This window comes from Stenotrophomonas sp. 3(2025) (assembly GCF_052665395.1).
Map to the genome: position 1 here is coordinate 1 of NZ_JBQOIF010000027.1, position 15,534 is coordinate 15,534.

The following is a 15,534-nucleotide window of genomic DNA, read 5'->3' on the forward strand; positions in this document are numbered from 1 at the left end:
AACTCGGAAGTGAAACGTAGCTGCGCCGATGGTAGTGTGGCCTAAGCCATGCGAGAGTAGGTCATCGCCAGGGTTTACATCCAAAAACCCCGCTGCTCACGCAGCGGGGTTTTTCTTTGTGCGCGAGAAACCGAGGGTAGTGCCGGCCGCTGGCCGGCAACCTCATGAACATCACGCGGCTGTACGTGCCAGCCGGCCAGCGGCCGGCCCTACCGGGTCCCAGCACTCACGCACAAAAAAGCGGCGCCCAAGGGCGCCGCTTTCTTTGGAACTCAACGGCTGGCGGACTTACTTCGCCGCTGCGGCCGGTGCCTTGGCCTTCATCATCGTGTCGCGGGCAGCCTTGAACGGATTGCCTTCGTACCAGTTGGGCCAACGATCACCGCCGGCCAGTTCCTTGCCGACGCCGTACATCAGCTGCAGGTCCTCGACCGTGCCATCCAGCTTCCAGGTGGCCGGGTCATACTCATCCTTCGGGCCGTGGTAACGGTTGGAGCCGTAGTCGGCGGCCGCCTTGCGACCGGCCTCGGCACCGCCGTCGCGCAGGTCTTCCCCGCCGTCGGCATACAGCGCCGGCACACCCGCCTTGGCGAAGTTGAAGTGATCCGAACGGAAGTAGAAGCCGCTCTGCACCGAGGTCTCGCCGTGCAGGGTGCGATCCTGGGCTGCAGCCAGCGGCTTGAGGATGTCTTCCAGCTCCGAACTGCCGAAGCCGGTCACGGTCACGTCCTTGGCACGACCGGCCACCGACATCGCATCGATGTTGATGACACCGGCGATCTTGTCCAGCGGGAAGGTCGGGTGGGCGACGTAGTACTTCGAACCCAGCAGGCCGGATTCTTCCAGGGTCACCGCCAGGAACACCACCGAACGTTCCGGCTTCGGTTCCTGATGGGCCATCGCTTCGGCCACCTCGAGAATGCCGGCCACGCCGGTCGCGTTGTCGACGGCACCGTTGTAGATGTTGTCGCCCTGTTCGCCCTCATGCTTGCCGAGGTGGTCCCAGTGCGCCATGTACAGCACGGCCTCATCGGCACGCTTGCTGCCAGGCAGTACGCCCACCACGTTGCGCGACTGCTTCTGCGCGACCTTGCTTTTCAGGTCCACCGAAGCGGTTGCCTTCAGCGGTACCGGCTTGAAGCCGGGCTTGCTGGCGTCCTTGTAGGCCTGGTCCAGATCCAGCCCGGCGCCGGCGAACAGGGCCTTGGCCGCGTCGGCGCTCAACCAGCCCTGTACCGGCAGGCGCGGCTCTGCATCGTCCTTGGCCGGCAGGTCGTACTGCGGGCCGGCCCAGGAGTTCTTCACCACGTCCCAACCGTACGAAGCGCCCGCGGTGTCATGCACGATCAGCGCGGCAGCAGCTCCCTTGCGCGCAGCTTCCTCGAACTTGTAGGTCCAGCGGCCGTAATAGGTCATGCGCTTGCCGTCGAACAGCTTTTCATCATCGACATGGAAGCCCGGGTCGTTGACGAACATGACCACCGTTTTGCCCTTCCAGTCCTGGCCGGCGTAATCGTTCCACTTCTGCTCCGGTGCATCCACGCCGTAGCCGACGAATACGAGGTCGCTGGCATCGAGCTTCACTTCTGTCTGGCCGGTACGGGTGCCCACCACCATGTCGGTGCCGAACTTCAGTTCGCGGGTCTTGCCGCCCTGGGTGAGGGTGAGCACGGTCGATTCATCGGCCGTGGTCTCGGTCATCGGCACGTCCTGGAACCAGCTGTCGCCGTTGCCGGGCTGCAGGCCGATGCGCTGCATCTGGTCGCGGATGTAGTTGACCGTCAGTTCTTCGCCCTTGCTGCCGGGCGAGCGGCCTTCGAACTCGTCAGAGGCCAGGGTCTTCACCATCTCGGCGAAGTCGGCGGCGTTGATCGCCGCTGAGAAGGTGTGCGTGGCCGGCTTGGCGGCGCTGTCGGCGCTGGGCGCCGGAGCCGGGGTGTCTTCGCCTTTGCAGGCGCTGAGCGCGGCCGCGGCGGCCAGGCACAGGAGGAGTTTGCGGGGCATCATCGGTTCCTGGAAACACAAGGGACGGCCGCGCAGCACGCGCGACCGGTAGCGGGGAGTATCGCCCAAGCCACAGGCTCAGTCGGCCGGGGCGGTATCGGTATCGAAGGGGATCGGATCGGCGCCGGTGACCGGGCCGATCCGCGCACTGCGGTGGACGTACAGCACCACCTCGCGCTCGAACAGCAGGCTGCCGTTGACCACGGCATTCGGCCCGATGATGACTCGCGGCTTGCGACTGGCCGTCAGCGAGACACTGAAGTTCGGCTTGCGCACATGCACGCCACCGCCGACCTGTGAGCCGATGCCGACGGTGATGTCGCCGTTGACGGTCTCCACGTCCTTGCGCACGCGGCTGCCGACCAGGCCGATGCCACCGTTGACGGTTTCCACGCCGCCTTCGATCTGGCTGCCTTGGTCGCTGAAGATGCTGCCGTTGACCGTGCTGACATCGCCGTGGGCCGTCACTTCGCGACCCAGCCGGATGCCGCCGTTGACGGTCTCGATGCTGCCTGTGCGCGCACGATCGGCGACCTTGACGCCGCCGTTGACGGTATCGATGCTGCCGGTTTCCACGCCTTCGCCGACACGGATGCCACCATTGACGGTGTCCAGCTTGCCGTAGCGCTGGCCCGGATCGGCGCTGATGCTGCCGTTGACCTTGCTCACGTCTGCCTGGGCCCAGGCCGGGCCACTGGCCAGCGCAATGCCCAACAGCAGCGGAATGGAGAGAGCTTTCATGGGAACCTCGTTGTTGTGCGGCTGGCAGGCCGCGTGCGGAGATGTCACCATTCCCTGCACGTCTCCGCATCTGCCTGAAGTCACTGGAAAGCCCTTGCGCAACAACGTCTTCCCCTCACGCCGGCATCACATCGCCACCCTGCGCGGTGGACGTTGCCTGTTGCTGGGAATGGCGCTGGCCCTGGCGCTGCCATTGCCGGGTGCGGCGCAGACCTCTTCGGCCCGCGAGGCCGAACGCAAGCTGCAGAAGCTGCGCACCGAACTGAAGGGCGTGGCGCAGGAGCGCCGGCAGATCGAGGGCCAGCGCGGACAGGCGTCGCAGCAGCTGCGCGAGGCCGATGAAAAGGTGGCACGCAGTGGTCGTGCGCTGGCCCAGACCGAATCGGCGCTGCGCGAGCAGACCCAGGCGCTGGCCCAGGCCGAACAGCGGCGCAATGCACTGCAGTCCAACCTGGAAAAGCAGAATCGCGAACTGGCCGGACTGCTGCGCGCGGCCTACCAGCTTGGCAACCATGCGCCGTTGAAGCTGCTGCTTTCGCAGGACACGGTGGCCGATGCCAACCGTGCGCTGGCCTATCACCGCTACCTGCAGCGCGAGCGCGCGCAGCGCATCACCACGCTGACGGCCGACCTCAAGGAACTGGAGACGCTGCAGGCGCAGATCGCCCAGCGCCAACAGCAGTTGCAGGGCACTCACCGCGAGCAGAAGCAGCAGGTCGCCACGCTCGCATCGGACCGGCGCGAGCGTGCGCAGACCGTCGCTTCGCTGGAAGAGCGCTTCAAGGACAAGCGCGAGAAGGAGCAGGCACTGGGCCAGGACGCCAAGGCGCTGGAAACCCTGCTGGCCAACCTGCGCGCTGCCGCGGCCCGCGCCGAGGCCGAGCGCCGTGCCGCCGCCCGCAAAGCCGCTGCGGAGAAGGCCGCTGCCGAAAAGGCCGCACGCCAGGCCAAGGCCGAAGGCCGCCCGGCACCGGCAACCAAGATTCCGCCGGCCGTGGCCTCCGCACCAGCGCCCAAGGTGGGTGGCCTGGGCTGGCCACTGTCGGGCAATCTGCTGGCCCGCTATGGCGGCAAGCTGCCGGATGGCCGTACCAGCAGTGGCGTGTTGATCGGCGCCCCCGCCGGAAGCACCGTCACCGCTGTGGCCGACGGTACGGTGGTGTTCTCCGATTGGATGACCGGCTACGGCATGATCCTGATCGTCGACCATGGCAACGGCTACATGAGCCTGTACGCGCACAACGACACCCTGCTGAAAGATGCCGGTGCGCGGGTCAGCCGTGGCGATGCAGTGGCCAAGGTCGGTAACTCCGGTGGCCAGGGCGTGACGGCGCTGTACTTCGAACTGCGCCGCGGCGGGCAACCGGTCAATCCGGACAGCTGGCTGCAGCGGCGCTGAATTCCGCCTGGCCGCAGCAGGGCGGATTCAACGGGAATTTAGCCACGCTTCGCGCATAATCGGTGCATGTGCCTTGGGCACGATGCCATCGTCGACAGGAGTGATCCATGCGCGCAGCCCGTACCGCCACCCTCTTGCTGGCTCTGTTGCCGGCCCTGTCCTGGGCACAGCAGACCGCCCCCGTCCCGTTGAAGGAAACTCCCGGGAAGGCGGCGAGCAGCGAGGAGGCGGTGACCTCGAAGGTGCCGCTGGACGACATCCGGCGCTTCGTGGCCGTCTACAACGCGGTGCGCGCGGCCTACGTCGATCCGGTCGATGACAACAAGCTGATGCAGTCGGCTGTGCGTGGCCTGCTGCTCGACCTCGATCCGCACAGCACCTACTTCAACAAGGAAGATGCCGAGGCGTTCGACGAACAGGCCAATGGCGCATATGAAGGCATCGGCGTGGAGCTGCAGCAGCAGCCGGACAACGCCAGCATGAAGGTGATCTCGCCGATCGACGACACGCCGGCGGCCAAGGCCGGCATCCTCGCCGGCGACCTGATCATCGCCATCGATGGCAAGCCGATCAGCGCGATCGATGCCAGCGAACCGCTGCGCGGCCCGGCCGGCAGCAAGGTAGTGCTGACCATCGTCCGCGACGGCAAGCCCAAGCCCTTCGATGTCAGCCTGACCCGGCAGACGATCCGCGTGACCAGCGTGCGCAGCCGCCTGCTGGAACCGGGTTATGGCTACATCCGCCTGAGCACGTTCCAGGCCGACACCGGCTCTGATTTCCAGAAGCACCTGCAGCAGCTGCAGAAGCAGTCCGGCGGCAACCTCAAGGGGCTGGTGCTGGATCTGCGCAGCAATCCGGGTGGTCTGCTGACCGCTGCGGTGCAGGTGGCCGATGATCTGCTCGACAAGGGCAACATCGTCAGCACCCGCGGCCGCATCAGCATCAGCGATGCACGCTTCGACGCAACCCCGGGCGACCTGCTGAAGGGCGCGCCAGTGGTGGTATTGGTCGATGCCGGTTCGGCCAGTGCATCGGAAGTGCTGGCCGGCGCACTGCGCGACAACAAGCGCGCGCGCGTGATCGGCAGCCGCACCTTCGGCAAGGGCTCGGTGCAGACCGTACTGCCGCTGGACAACGGCGATTCGGTGAAGCTGACCACGGCGCGCTACTACACACCCAGCGGTAAATCGATCCAGGCCACCGGTATCGTGCCGGAAGTGGAACTGAAGGCAGCACCGCGTCCGGAAGACGAGGCATTGCCGGCCAGCCTGAGTGACTACAGTGAAGCGACGCTGCCGGGCCACCTGCGCGGTGACGAGGAAGGCACCGAGGGCTATCACGCAGGCGCCGTGTTGCCGGGCGATGGCCCTATCAACGATGCACTGGCCGAACTGAAGAACCCGGGTTCGGTTGCGGCGCGCTTGAAGGCAGAAGCTGCGAAGGCCGAAGCGGACAGGGCAGCAAAGGCCGCCGCCAAGCCGGCACCGAAGGCGGAGCCCAAGGCTGAAGCAAAGCCCGAAGCCAAGCCCGAAGCCAAGCCTGCAGAGATCCCGGCCAAGCCTTGATTGCGTAGCGTCGAGCCATGCTCGACTGATGAGCGGACACCGCCCGAGCATGGCTCGGGCGTTTCGCAGAATGCAGCAAGCCGACGCTAGAACCCGTGCCGCTTGCGCAGACGCCGCGCGATCGCCGCGCGCACGTACATGCCGTACACCACGCCGAACACGAAGCCCCCGATGTGCGCCCACCAGGCGACCATGCCGAAGGTCGGGCCGATGTAGGCGAACACCACCTGCAGCGCCGCCCACACACCGATCAGCAGATAGGCCGGGGCGCGCACGAACTCCAGGAACAGCCCCAGCGGGATCACCACGCCCAGGCGCGCGCCGGGGAACAGCGCCAGATAGGCACCGATCAGCGCCGACACCGCACCGCTGGCGCCGATGATGATCTGGTCCGGGCTGCCCATGGTGTAGATCGCGACCAGGTTGGAGATCGCCCCGCCCACCAGGAACAGCAGCAGCAACCGCCACGGGCCCAGCACCCGCTCGGCCGGTAGGCCGAAGATCAGCAGGAACACCAGGTTGCCCAGCAGGTGCGACCAGTCAGCGTGCAGGAACAGGGCGGTGAACAGGCGCAGCACGCTGCCGTCCTGCAGCGTTGCCCACCAGTCCAGCGGGTGGGTCAGGCCGGTGGACAGGGCGCCCCAGTCCAGCCACAGGCTTCCGCGGGCATCGTCCGGGCGCGAGATCGACCACAGGAATGCCAGCCACAGTGCCGCAAACAGCACGGGTGTAGCCCAGCGCAGGGTCGCCTTCTTGCGCGAGGGGAGGGAGACAAACATGGCACTAGCCTAGCGTGCGGGCGCTTTTGGCGGGGAGGGGGCCTGTTCAGCTTTTGCGACGAAGAAAGCGCCAGCGCTGTTATTGTTTCATTAACGGCTCTGGGTAATACTCGCATACGGCGTCGTATGTCGGGAGGGGAATCCGGCGCGCTTCGAAAGGCCATCCGGCCTGTCGGGCGCAGGCGCACTCAGAGCACTATCACCGCTTACCGGAGAGAGAGAACTACGATGCAAACTGCTTCCACCATTGCCCGCCTGACCCTGCTGGCCGTCGGCGTTGCCGGTGCGCTGGCCGCCGCCGACGCCAATGCCGCCGCCTTCCAGCTGAAGGAAAACAGCGCCAAGGGCCTGGGCCGCGCCTTCGCTGGTTCCACCTCTGCCGAAGGCGATGCCTCGGTGGTCGCCACCAACCCGGCCTCGATGCGCCTGCTGGAAGGCACCCAGATCCAGGGTGACGTCAGCGCCATCAGCTTCGGCGCCAAGTTCCGCGGCGAAGGCCGCTATGCCAACGGCGCTCCGATTTCCGGCGGCAACGGCGGCGACGCCGGCATGATCGCTCCGGTTCCGGCCGCGTACTTCCACGTGCCGTTCGGCGAGAAGGACAACATGCACTTCGGCGTGTCGCTGACCGTGCCGTTCGGCTTCAAGACCGAATACGACCGTGACTGGGTCGGCCGCTACAACGGCGTCAAGACCGAACTGCAGGCCATCGACCTGGGTGCGGCCTTCTCCTACGACGTCAACCCGTACCTGTCGTTCGGTGCGTCGGTGTTCGCCGAGCGCCTGAATGTCGACCTGACCAGCGCCGTCGACGGCGGCACCGCCATCAACGCCAGCGCCCAGCAGCGCGCTGCCGCCGCTGCACTGGCCGCTGGCCGCACCCCGGCACAGGCCCAGGCCGCTGCCCAGGCCGCTGGCCGCCAGGCCGCACAGCTCGGCTTCTCGCCGGGTACCGCTGATGGTTACCTGCGCATCAAGGGCGACGAAGTGTCCGTCGGCTACACCCTGGGCATGACCGTCAGCCCGGTGGAAGGCACCAACATCGCCTTCAGCTACCGCTCGGAAGTCGAACACAAGATCACCGACGGCAAGGCCGACTTCACCATGACCCCGGCTGCTGCCGCGTTCCTGGCGCAGGCTGCCCCGGGCACCTTCGTCGACAGCAACGGCCGCGCGACCATCACCCTGCCGGCCAGCGCCACCGTCAGCTTCACGCACCGCGTGAACGACCAGTGGAAGATCATGGCCGACGTGTCGCGCACTGCATGGAGCAAGTTCGACGAAGTGCGCGTCGACTACGACTCCAACCAGCCCGACAGCGTGCTGCCGTTCCACTACCGCGACACCACCTTCGCTTCGATCGGTACCGAGTACCGTCTGAACGAGCAGCTGACCCTGCGTGGCGGTCTGGCCTATGACCAGACCCCGACCACCGACGCCCACCGTGACGTCCGCGTGCCGGATACCACCCGCAAGTGGCTGTCGCTGGGCCTGACCTGGGCGCCGTCGGAGAAGATGGAATACAGCGTGGGCTACACCCACCTGTTCACCAAGGATCCGAACATCAACTCGACCTCCGCTACCGCCAACAACGTTGTCGGCAAGTACAAGGTCACCGGCGACGTGCTGGCTGCGTCGATGCAGTACAAGTTCTGATTCCGGCGATTGCCTGAAGCAGTACGAAGGAGGCCCCGCGCAAGCGGGGCTTTCTTTTTCCCGGGGATCTGCATCCACGCATGGCGTGGATCTACGCGACAATGGCCTGATGGCCGATCGCCGATACCTGAAGAAGATGACCCGCTACTGGGCCGCCGAAGAGGCCAGGGCCACCGTGGCGCTGCAGGATGCGCTCGCATCGGAATGGTTCGACTACTGGCATACCCACCTGGACTGGAAGGGGCGTGGCAATCGCCATGGCAGTGATCGCACCGCCGTTGCCGCCGCGTTGCTGCGGCTGCTCGAGCGCGCGGTGGCCTGCAGGCGGCAGGACACCCAGTGCTGGGTGGTGTTGGCGCCGGATAGCAGCCAGAGCGCGCTGTTCCTGCATTCGCCCAATCCGCAGGGAACGCCTTGGCCGCATCCGTTCGATGGCGTGACCTGGGATATCGAAGCACCGGATTGGCTCGCGCCTTTGCTGGCGCCGCACCATCAACTGGGCCGCTGGGGTAGCGCAGAGTCCCGGCGGCTGCTGGTGCGCGTGCGCGCTTGATTTCCATCCACGCATGGCGTGGATCTACTGGAGCCATCCACGCATGGCGTGGATCTACTGGAGCCATCCACGCGGGGCGCGGATCTACGCGACAATAGCGCGATGAACCTGTCCGACCCGAATTTCCAGCTGGAGCTGGCTGCCAACATCGCCGTTGCCGGCTCGATCCTGCTGGCCGGCCGCAACAACGTGCATACGTGGTGGCTGGGCATCGTCGGCTGCGCGTTGTTCGCCGCCGTGTTCGAGCGCTCGCACCTGTACGCGGACATGGTCCTGCAGTTCTTCTTCGTGGTCATCAGCGTGTTCGGCTGGTGGCAGTGGCTGCGTGGTGACCATGGCGCGCCATTGCCCATCACCCGCTTGCCAGCACGCGCGTGGAGCTGGCTGCTGCCGTTGGCGGTGCTGGCGACCTTCGGTTACGGCTGGATGCTGACCCGGCTGACCAATGCGTATGCGCCCTACATCGACTCGGCGGTGCTGGTGCTGAGCGTGATCGCACAGTTCCTGATGATGCGGCGCAAGCTGGAATCGTGGTGGGTGTGGCTGCTGGTCAACACCATCGCGGTGCCGCTGTACTACAGCCGCGGGCTGCACCTGACCTCGATCCTGTACGTCGGTTTCTGGATCAACGCGCTGGTGGCGCTGCGTCACTGGCGGCACCTGATGCGCGCCGAGGCGGATACGGGCAGGACGGCCGATGGCGTTGCCTGAGCGGGTACCGCGCGGGTTGGTGGTCGGCAAGTTCTGCCCCCTGCACCTCGGCCACGAACGCCTGATCGAATTTGCTTCTGCCCGCTGCACCCAGCTGCTGGTGATCGGCTGGTCGCAGCCGGGCTTTGCCGGCTACAGCGCGGCGCGGCGCGAGCGCTGGCTGCGCGCACGCTTCCCGCAGGCGACGGTGGCGGTGCTGGATGATGCGCGGCTGGCGGCGTTGTGCAGGCAGCAGGGCGTTCCCGCACGTGCGCTGCCGCAGGACAAGGACAGTGAGCAGGTGCAACGCGCGTTCACCGCATGGCTGTGCGTGGCGTTGTTTGGCGGACCGGTGCAGGCTGTTTTCACCGGTGAAGACTACGGCGATGGTTTCGCTGCAGCCCTGGCGCAGCATTTCAATGCGCCGGTGCAGCACCATCGGCTGGAGCGTTCGACCGACATCGGTCAGGCCAGTGGTACCGAACTGCGCGTCGATCCGCATGCGCATCGACAGGGCCTGAGCCGGTCGGTCTACGCCGACCATGTGCAGCGGGTGGCCTTCATCGGCGGTGAGTCCACGGGCAAGAGCACGCTGGCGCGGGTGCTGGCCGAACGCCTGGGTACGGCATGGGTGCCGGAGTTCGGGCGTACGTTGTGGGAGCAGCAGGGCGGCGAGTTGCAGGCGCAGGATCTGCTGCGTATCGCTGCGACCCAGCCGCAGCACGAGCACCAGGCTGCGCAACATGCGCATCGCTGGTTGTTCTGCGATACCACGCCGTTGGTGACGCTGGGCTACAGCGGCTGGATGTTCGGCACGGCGCCCGAACCACTGCAGCGGGCCGCGGCGCGTGCGTACGACCTGCTGTTCCTGTGCGCCCCGGATATCCCGTTCGAGCAGGATGGAACGCGTGTGGGCGAGGAGTTCCGCATGCGCCAACACGCGTGGTATCTGCAGCAGTTGCAGGCGCGAGGAATGGCGTATGTGTTGCTGGAAGGCGACCTGGAGATGCGTATCGCGCGGGTGCTGGAGGAATTGGTGAGGCGTGCGGACAACCGGTTCAGTGTGGTGGCGGAATGAGCTGCCAGGGGTTGGCAGCTTCGCATTCGCCCCGCCATCAAAAAACCCCGCTTTCGCGGGGTTTTTCGTTTACTGCATGACGCCCGGGATCAGTCGCCCAGGGTCAGCAGCGAGGCATTGCCGCCGGCAGCGGTGGTGTTCACCGTCACCGTCTTTTCGGTGGCGAAGCGCAGCAGGTAGTGCGGGCCGCCCGCCTTGGGGCCGGTGCCGGACAGGCCCTGGCCGCCGAACGGCTGCACGCCGACCACCGCACCGATCTGGTTGCGGTTGACGTAGACGTTGCCGACGTGGACCCCGTTGCTGATGCGGTCGACGGTTTCGTCGATGCGCGAATGCACGCCCAGGGTCAGGCCATAGCCGGTGGCGTTGATCTGGTCGATCACCGCGTCGAGCTGGTCGCCCTTCCAGCGGATCACGTGCAGGACCGGCCCGAAGATTTCCTTCTGCAGCTGGCCCAGGTCCTTCAGTTCGTACGCACGCGGTGCGAAGAAGGTGCCGTTGGCCGCTTCGGCGGACAGTTCGGCCGCAGCGATCAGGCGCGCTTCGCGGTCCATGCGCACGGCGTGGTCCTGCAGGATCTTCAGTGCATCGGCGTCGATCACCGGGCCGACGTCGGTGGACAGCAGGCCGGGGTTGCCGACCTTCAGTTCCTTCATCGCACCGGCCAGCATGGTCATCACCTTGTCGGCGATGTCGTCCTGCACGAACAGCACGCGCGCGGCCGAGCAGCGCTGGCCGGCCGAGGTGAAGGCCGAACCGATGGCGTCCTTGACCAGCTGTTCCGGCAGTGCCGAGGAGTCGGCGATGAAGGCGTTCTGGCCGCCGGTTTCGGCGATCAGCACGCCGATGGCGGCGTCACGTGCAGCCATCGCGCGGTTGATCGCACGGGCGGTGTCGGTGGAGCCGGTGAAGGCCACGCCGGCCACGCGCGGGTCGGCGGTCAGCGCAGCACCGACGGTGGCGCCATCGCCCGGCAGGTACTGCAGCACGTCAGCCGGCACGCCGGCATCGTGCAGCAGCTTCACTGCGTAGTAGCCGATCAGGTTGGTCTGCTCGGCCGGCTTGGCGATCACGCTGTTGCCGGCGGCCAGTGCGGCAGCCACCTGGCCCAGGAAGATCGCCAGCGGGAAGTTCCACGGGCTGATGCAGACGAACACGCCACGGCCATGCAGCTGCAGTTCGTTGGATTCGCCGGTCGGGCTGGGCAGCTTCTCGGCGTGGCTGAACTGCTCGCGTGCCTGCTTGGCGTAGTAGCGCAGGAAGTCCACCGCTTCGCGCACTTCGGCGATGCCGTCGGGCAGGCTCTTGCCGGCTTCCTTCACGCACAGCGCCATGAACTCGGGCATGCGCGCTTCCAGCTGGTCGGCGGCGTGCTCGAGGATGGCGGCGCGGCTGGCGGCTGGGGTGCGGTTCCAGCCCGGCTGCGCAGCCACGGCATTGGCCAGCGCCTTCTGCACGGTGGCGGCATCGGCGGCCTGCCACTGGCCGACCACTTCACGGGTGTCGGCCGGGTTGGTCACCGGCAGCGAGGCACCGGTCGGGTTCGCGCCCGGCACCAGCGGTGCGGCCTGCCAGGGCTTCACTGCAGCGTTGAGCTGCTCGGCCAGGGCGCGCAGTTCGTTGTCGTTGGCGAGGTTGGCGCCCATGGAGTTCTTCCTGTCGTGGTTCTGGCTGCGCAGCAGGTCAACCGGCAGCGGGATCTTGGGATGCGGAATCGATTCGAACGAGGACACCATCTCGACCGGATCGCGGACCAGGTCGGCGATCGGCACGCGCTCGTCGGTGATGCGGTTGACGAAGCTGGAGTTGGCGCCGTTTTCCAGCAGGCGACGCACCAGGTACGGCAGCAGGTCTTCATGCGAACCGACCGGCGCGTACACGCGGCAGGGCAGGCCAAGGCGATCGGCCGGCACTACTTCGGCGTACAGGTCATCGCCCATGCCGTGCAGCTTCTGGTGCTCGTAGACGCCACCGTTGGCGATGCTGCGCACTGCGGCGATGGTGTGTGCGTTGTGCGTGGCGAACATCGGGTAGATCGCGTCGGCATGGGTAAACAGACGCTTGGCACACGCCAGGTAGGACACGTCGGTGTTCTGCTTGCGGGTGAACACCGGGTAGCCGGCATAGCCTTCGATCTGCGCGCGCTTGATCTCGGCGTCCCAGTAGGCGCCCTTGACCAGGCGCACCTGCAGGCGACGACCGGCGCGGCGCGCCATGTCGGCCAGGTGGTCGATCGTGTACGGCGTACGCTTCTGGTAAGCCTGCACGACCACGCCGAAGCCATCCCAGCCGGCCAGCGAGGCATCGCCGAACACCTGCTCGATGATGTCCAGCGACAGTTCCAGGCGATCGGACTCTTCGGCGTCGACGGTGCAGCCGATGCCGTAGCTCTTGGCCAGCTGCGCCAGTTCCAGCACGCCCGGCACCAGGTCTTTCAGCACGCGCGCGCGCTTGGCGTGCTCGTAGCGCGGGTACAGCGCCGACAGCTTGATCGAGATGCCCGGTGCGTTGTTGACGTCGCCATCGGCACGGCCACCGCGCGACTTGTGGTCACCACCGATGGCGTGGATCGCACGACGGTAGTCTTCCAGGTAACGCAGGGCGTCCTTCATGGTCAGCGCGCCTTCGCCGAGCATGTCGAACGAGTAGCGGTAGCTGGCGCTGTCGCCCTTGTGCGAGCGTGCCAGCGCTTCGCCGATGGTGCGGCCCATGACGAACTGGTGGCCCATGATCTTCATCGCCTGGCGCACGGCCAGGCGTACCACCGGCTCACCAACGCGGCCGACCAGACGCTTGAACGCGCTGGGCGCATCGGCGCGGGTGGCGTCGTTCATCTGCACCAGCTTGCCGGTCAGCATCAGGCCCCAGGTGGAGGCGTTGACCAGCACCGAGTCGCTGCCGCCCAGGTGTTTTTCCCAGTCGGCATCGGCCAGCTTGTCGCGGATAAGCTTGTCGGCGGTCTCCTGGTCCGGAATGCGCAGCAGCGCCTCGGCCACGCACATCAGCAGCACGCCTTCCTCGCTGCCCAGGTCGTACTGGCGCATGAAGGCTTCGATCGCGCCCTGGTCCTTGGCGCGCACACGCACCCGGGCGACCAGGTCGGCGGCCAGCGCCTGCACCTTGGCCTGCTCGTCGGCCGGCAGGCGCGCCTGCGCCAGCAGTTCGCGCACATGGCTGGCCTCGTCCTTCAGCCAACCATCGGTGATGGCCTGGCGGAACGGGTTGGGGGACGCCGGCAGTTCCGGCGACAGCAGCGCCGAGTGACGCGGAACGTCGCTGGCGGCAATGGGAGAGGAGGGTGCGTTCATGCCGGTCCGGCCAGTGGAAAACTTGGCGATTTTAATCATTTTTTTGACTTCAGGAAGGCCCGCGCAGCCACCTTCATGAATGCTGATAGCCCCTAGCGGTGGTGGATTCAGCGTGTTCAGCAAAGTCGGGCCGTTTTGTGCCGAATTCGTCATTCGTACCGCTGGGCTCATGCTGTATTGCAGCATCGGAAAAAGTGTGAATGCACCCTTGCTACCGGCGAGAGGGCAGGGCTACCATCGAGACGTTTCCCGCGGCAGGAACGCGGTTGCGACATGATCGAGGTGCTTACAGCTCCGGATGGGTCAGGTACGCAGCTGCGACTGCGTCCCCCACGGGCGCTCGATGCCCGGCAGTTCGTCCTGTTGTTTGCTGTGTTGTCGGGAGTGATGTGGCTGGTGTCCGCCTTCGGGTGGGTGGCCGGCAATGCATTCGCCCCCCTGTTCGCGCTGCTGTACAGCCTGTTGCTGGCAGCTGCGTTGCGCGCGTTGTGGCGCAGTGGTGAACGGCAGGAGGAAATCCGGGTAGTGCCGGCGTGCGTGGAGGTCATCCCCGTGCCCGGTGGATCGCCGGTGTTCCGGGCTCATCCGCACTGGGTGCGCCTGCTCACCGACGACCAGAGGGTCCGGCTGGCATCCAGCGGCCGGCAGGTGGAGGTGGGGAGCTTCCTCGCGCCGGCCGAACGTCAAACGCTTGTTGAAACGCTTGAAGATTTGCTCGCCGCCAGCGATGGCGGCAACCGACGACGCTAAGGGTCTAGGCAATGAAGCAAAGCAGAGGGTGGGGCACGAAGTGCGTTGCAATGGCCGCCGCGATGGGGGCCCTGCTGTCGATGCCGGGGACGGCGCTGGCCCAGGCGGCCGATCCAAAACCGTGGCAGTTGAACATGGGCAAGGGGGTGACCCAGACCTCGCGCCTGGCCTGGGAATCGAACAACCTTTCGCTGATCGTCTGTACGGTGATCGGCGTGATCGTGTTCGGCGCGATGGCCTACGCGATGTTCAAGTTCCGCAAGTCCAAGGGCGCGGTCGCTGCCACCTTCAGCCACAACACCAAGGCCGAAGTCATCTGGACGGTGATCCCGGTGATCATCCTGGTGGTGATGGCGTGGCCGGCCACGGCCAACCTGATCAAGATGTACGACACCCGCGATGCCGAGATGACGGTCAAGGTCACCGGCTACCAGTGGATGTGGAAGTACGAGTACCTGGGCGAGAACGTGACCTTCACCAGCCGCCTGGACCGCGAGTCCGACCGCATGCGGCAGAGTGGCAAGGTACCGACCCGCGAGAGCCATCCGCACTACCTGCTGGATGTCGACAACCGGCTGGTGCTGCCGGTGGACACCAAGGTGCGCTTCGTCATCACCTCCGACGATGTGATCCACGCCTGGTGGGTGCCGGCGCTGGGCTGGAAGCAGGACGCCATTCCCGGCTTCATCAACGAAGCCTGGACCAGCATCGAGCAGCCCGGTGTCTACCGCGGCCAGTGCGCGGAGCTGTGCGGCAAGGACCATGGCTTCATGCCGATCGTGGTCGAGGCGGTGTCCAAGGAAGAATTCAAGCAGTGGCTGGCGCAACGCAAACCGGCGCCTGCACCGGCAGCCCCTGCCGCGCCCGCCGAACCCACCGCACCTGCCAGTGCAACGCCGGCGCAGCCGGCGGCACCGGCAGCCGCCGAGGCCGGCAACGCGCCTGCGGCGGCGGTCAGCGGAGCCTGATGTAACTGCCCGCGGCCGTATCGCGGCTGCGGCGACAACCGAT

12 protein-coding genes are annotated in these 15,534 nt (G+C 66.4%); 8 read left to right on the forward strand and 4 right to left on the reverse strand.

Translation table 11 applies throughout. The annotated features are described in order from the left end of the window. Window positions 1-288: 288 nt before the first annotated feature. Both ACUXVE_RS17265 and ACUXVE_RS17270 read right to left on the reverse strand, forming a co-directional pair. On the reverse strand, window positions 289-2,004 hold the full coding sequence (locus ACUXVE_RS17265; RefSeq protein WP_445514858.1) for a M28 family metallopeptidase: 1,716 nt from the start codon (window positions 2,002-2,004) through the stop codon (window positions 289-291). A gap of 78 nt (window positions 2,005-2,082) precedes the next feature. After that, the gene (locus ACUXVE_RS17270; RefSeq protein WP_032975637.1) at window positions 2,083-2,745 is read right to left on the reverse strand and encodes a hypothetical protein; all 663 of its coding nucleotides are present in this window, start codon (window positions 2,743-2,745) and stop codon (window positions 2,083-2,085) included. Between the two features lie 169 nt (window positions 2,746-2,914). Between ACUXVE_RS17270 and ACUXVE_RS17275 the strand changes: the two genes are divergently transcribed. Beyond that, window positions 2,915-4,144: a murein hydrolase activator EnvC family protein gene (locus ACUXVE_RS17275; protein WP_227416585.1), complete on the forward strand. Its 1,230-nt coding sequence runs from the start codon at window positions 2,915-2,917 to the stop codon at window positions 4,142-4,144. A 107-nt stretch (window positions 4,145-4,251) separates the two neighbouring features. After that, window positions 4,252-5,709: a S41 family peptidase gene (locus tag ACUXVE_RS17280; RefSeq protein ID WP_140226252.1), complete on the forward strand. Its 1,458-nt coding sequence runs from the start codon at window positions 4,252-4,254 to the stop codon at window positions 5,707-5,709. Window positions 5,710-5,795: 86 nt separating this feature from the next. Here the strand turns inward: ACUXVE_RS17280 and ACUXVE_RS17285 are convergent, their stop codons facing one another. Continuing rightward, the gene (locus ACUXVE_RS17285; RefSeq protein WP_025878304.1) at window positions 5,796-6,488 is read right to left on the reverse strand and encodes a rhomboid family intramembrane serine protease; all 693 of its coding nucleotides are present in this window, start codon (window positions 6,486-6,488) and stop codon (window positions 5,796-5,798) included. 228 nt (window positions 6,489-6,716) lie between these two features. Here ACUXVE_RS17285 and ACUXVE_RS17290 point away from each other — a divergent pair, with 228 nt between their 5' ends. The 4 genes from ACUXVE_RS17290 to ACUXVE_RS17305 all read left to right on the forward strand — a co-directional run bounded on the left by ACUXVE_RS17290 (window position 6,717) and on the right by ACUXVE_RS17305 (window position 10,465). Beyond that, window positions 6,717-8,144, forward strand: coding sequence for an outer membrane protein transport protein (locus ACUXVE_RS17290; RefSeq protein ID WP_025878303.1), 1,428 nt, complete (start codon window positions 6,717-6,719; stop codon window positions 8,142-8,144). 109 nt (window positions 8,145-8,253) lie between these two features. Then, window positions 8,254-8,697 (forward strand): hypothetical protein, encoded by a 444-nt coding sequence (locus tag ACUXVE_RS17295; RefSeq protein WP_143062985.1) that lies wholly within the window; start codon window positions 8,254-8,256, stop codon window positions 8,695-8,697. A gap of 102 nt (window positions 8,698-8,799) precedes the next feature. Beyond that, window positions 8,800-9,408, forward strand: coding sequence for a nicotinamide riboside transporter PnuC (gene pnuC / locus ACUXVE_RS17300; protein WP_093821030.1), 609 nt, complete (start codon window positions 8,800-8,802; stop codon window positions 9,406-9,408). Then, the gene (locus ACUXVE_RS17305) at window positions 9,395-10,465 is read left to right on the forward strand and encodes an AAA family ATPase (protein ID WP_445514859.1); all 1,071 of its coding nucleotides are present in this window, start codon (window positions 9,395-9,397) and stop codon (window positions 10,463-10,465) included. Before pnuC ends, ACUXVE_RS17305 begins: the two co-directional genes overlap by 14 nt. An 89-nt stretch (window positions 10,466-10,554) precedes the next feature. Here ACUXVE_RS17305 and putA read toward each other — a convergent pair whose 3' ends face one another. Continuing rightward, a complete protein-coding gene (putA, locus tag ACUXVE_RS17310; protein WP_222387887.1) occupies window positions 10,555-13,773 on the reverse strand; it encodes a bifunctional proline dehydrogenase/L-glutamate gamma-semialdehyde dehydrogenase PutA in 3,219 nt (1,072 codons plus the stop codon). Between the two features lie 273 nt (window positions 13,774-14,046). Here putA and ACUXVE_RS17315 point away from each other — a divergent pair, with 273 nt between their 5' ends. Continuing rightward, complete coding sequence (locus tag ACUXVE_RS17315) at window positions 14,047-14,523, forward strand: DUF2244 domain-containing protein (RefSeq protein ID WP_025878297.1); 477 nt, start codon at window positions 14,047-14,049, stop codon at window positions 14,521-14,523. Window positions 14,524-14,534: 11 nt separating this feature from the next. Further along, window positions 14,535-15,491 carry a cytochrome c oxidase subunit II gene (coxB, locus tag ACUXVE_RS17320; RefSeq protein WP_222387886.1) on the forward strand — a complete coding sequence of 319 codons (957 nt, stop codon included), beginning with the start codon at window positions 14,535-14,537 and terminating at the stop codon, window positions 15,489-15,491. Window positions 15,492-15,534: the final 43 nt, after the last annotated feature.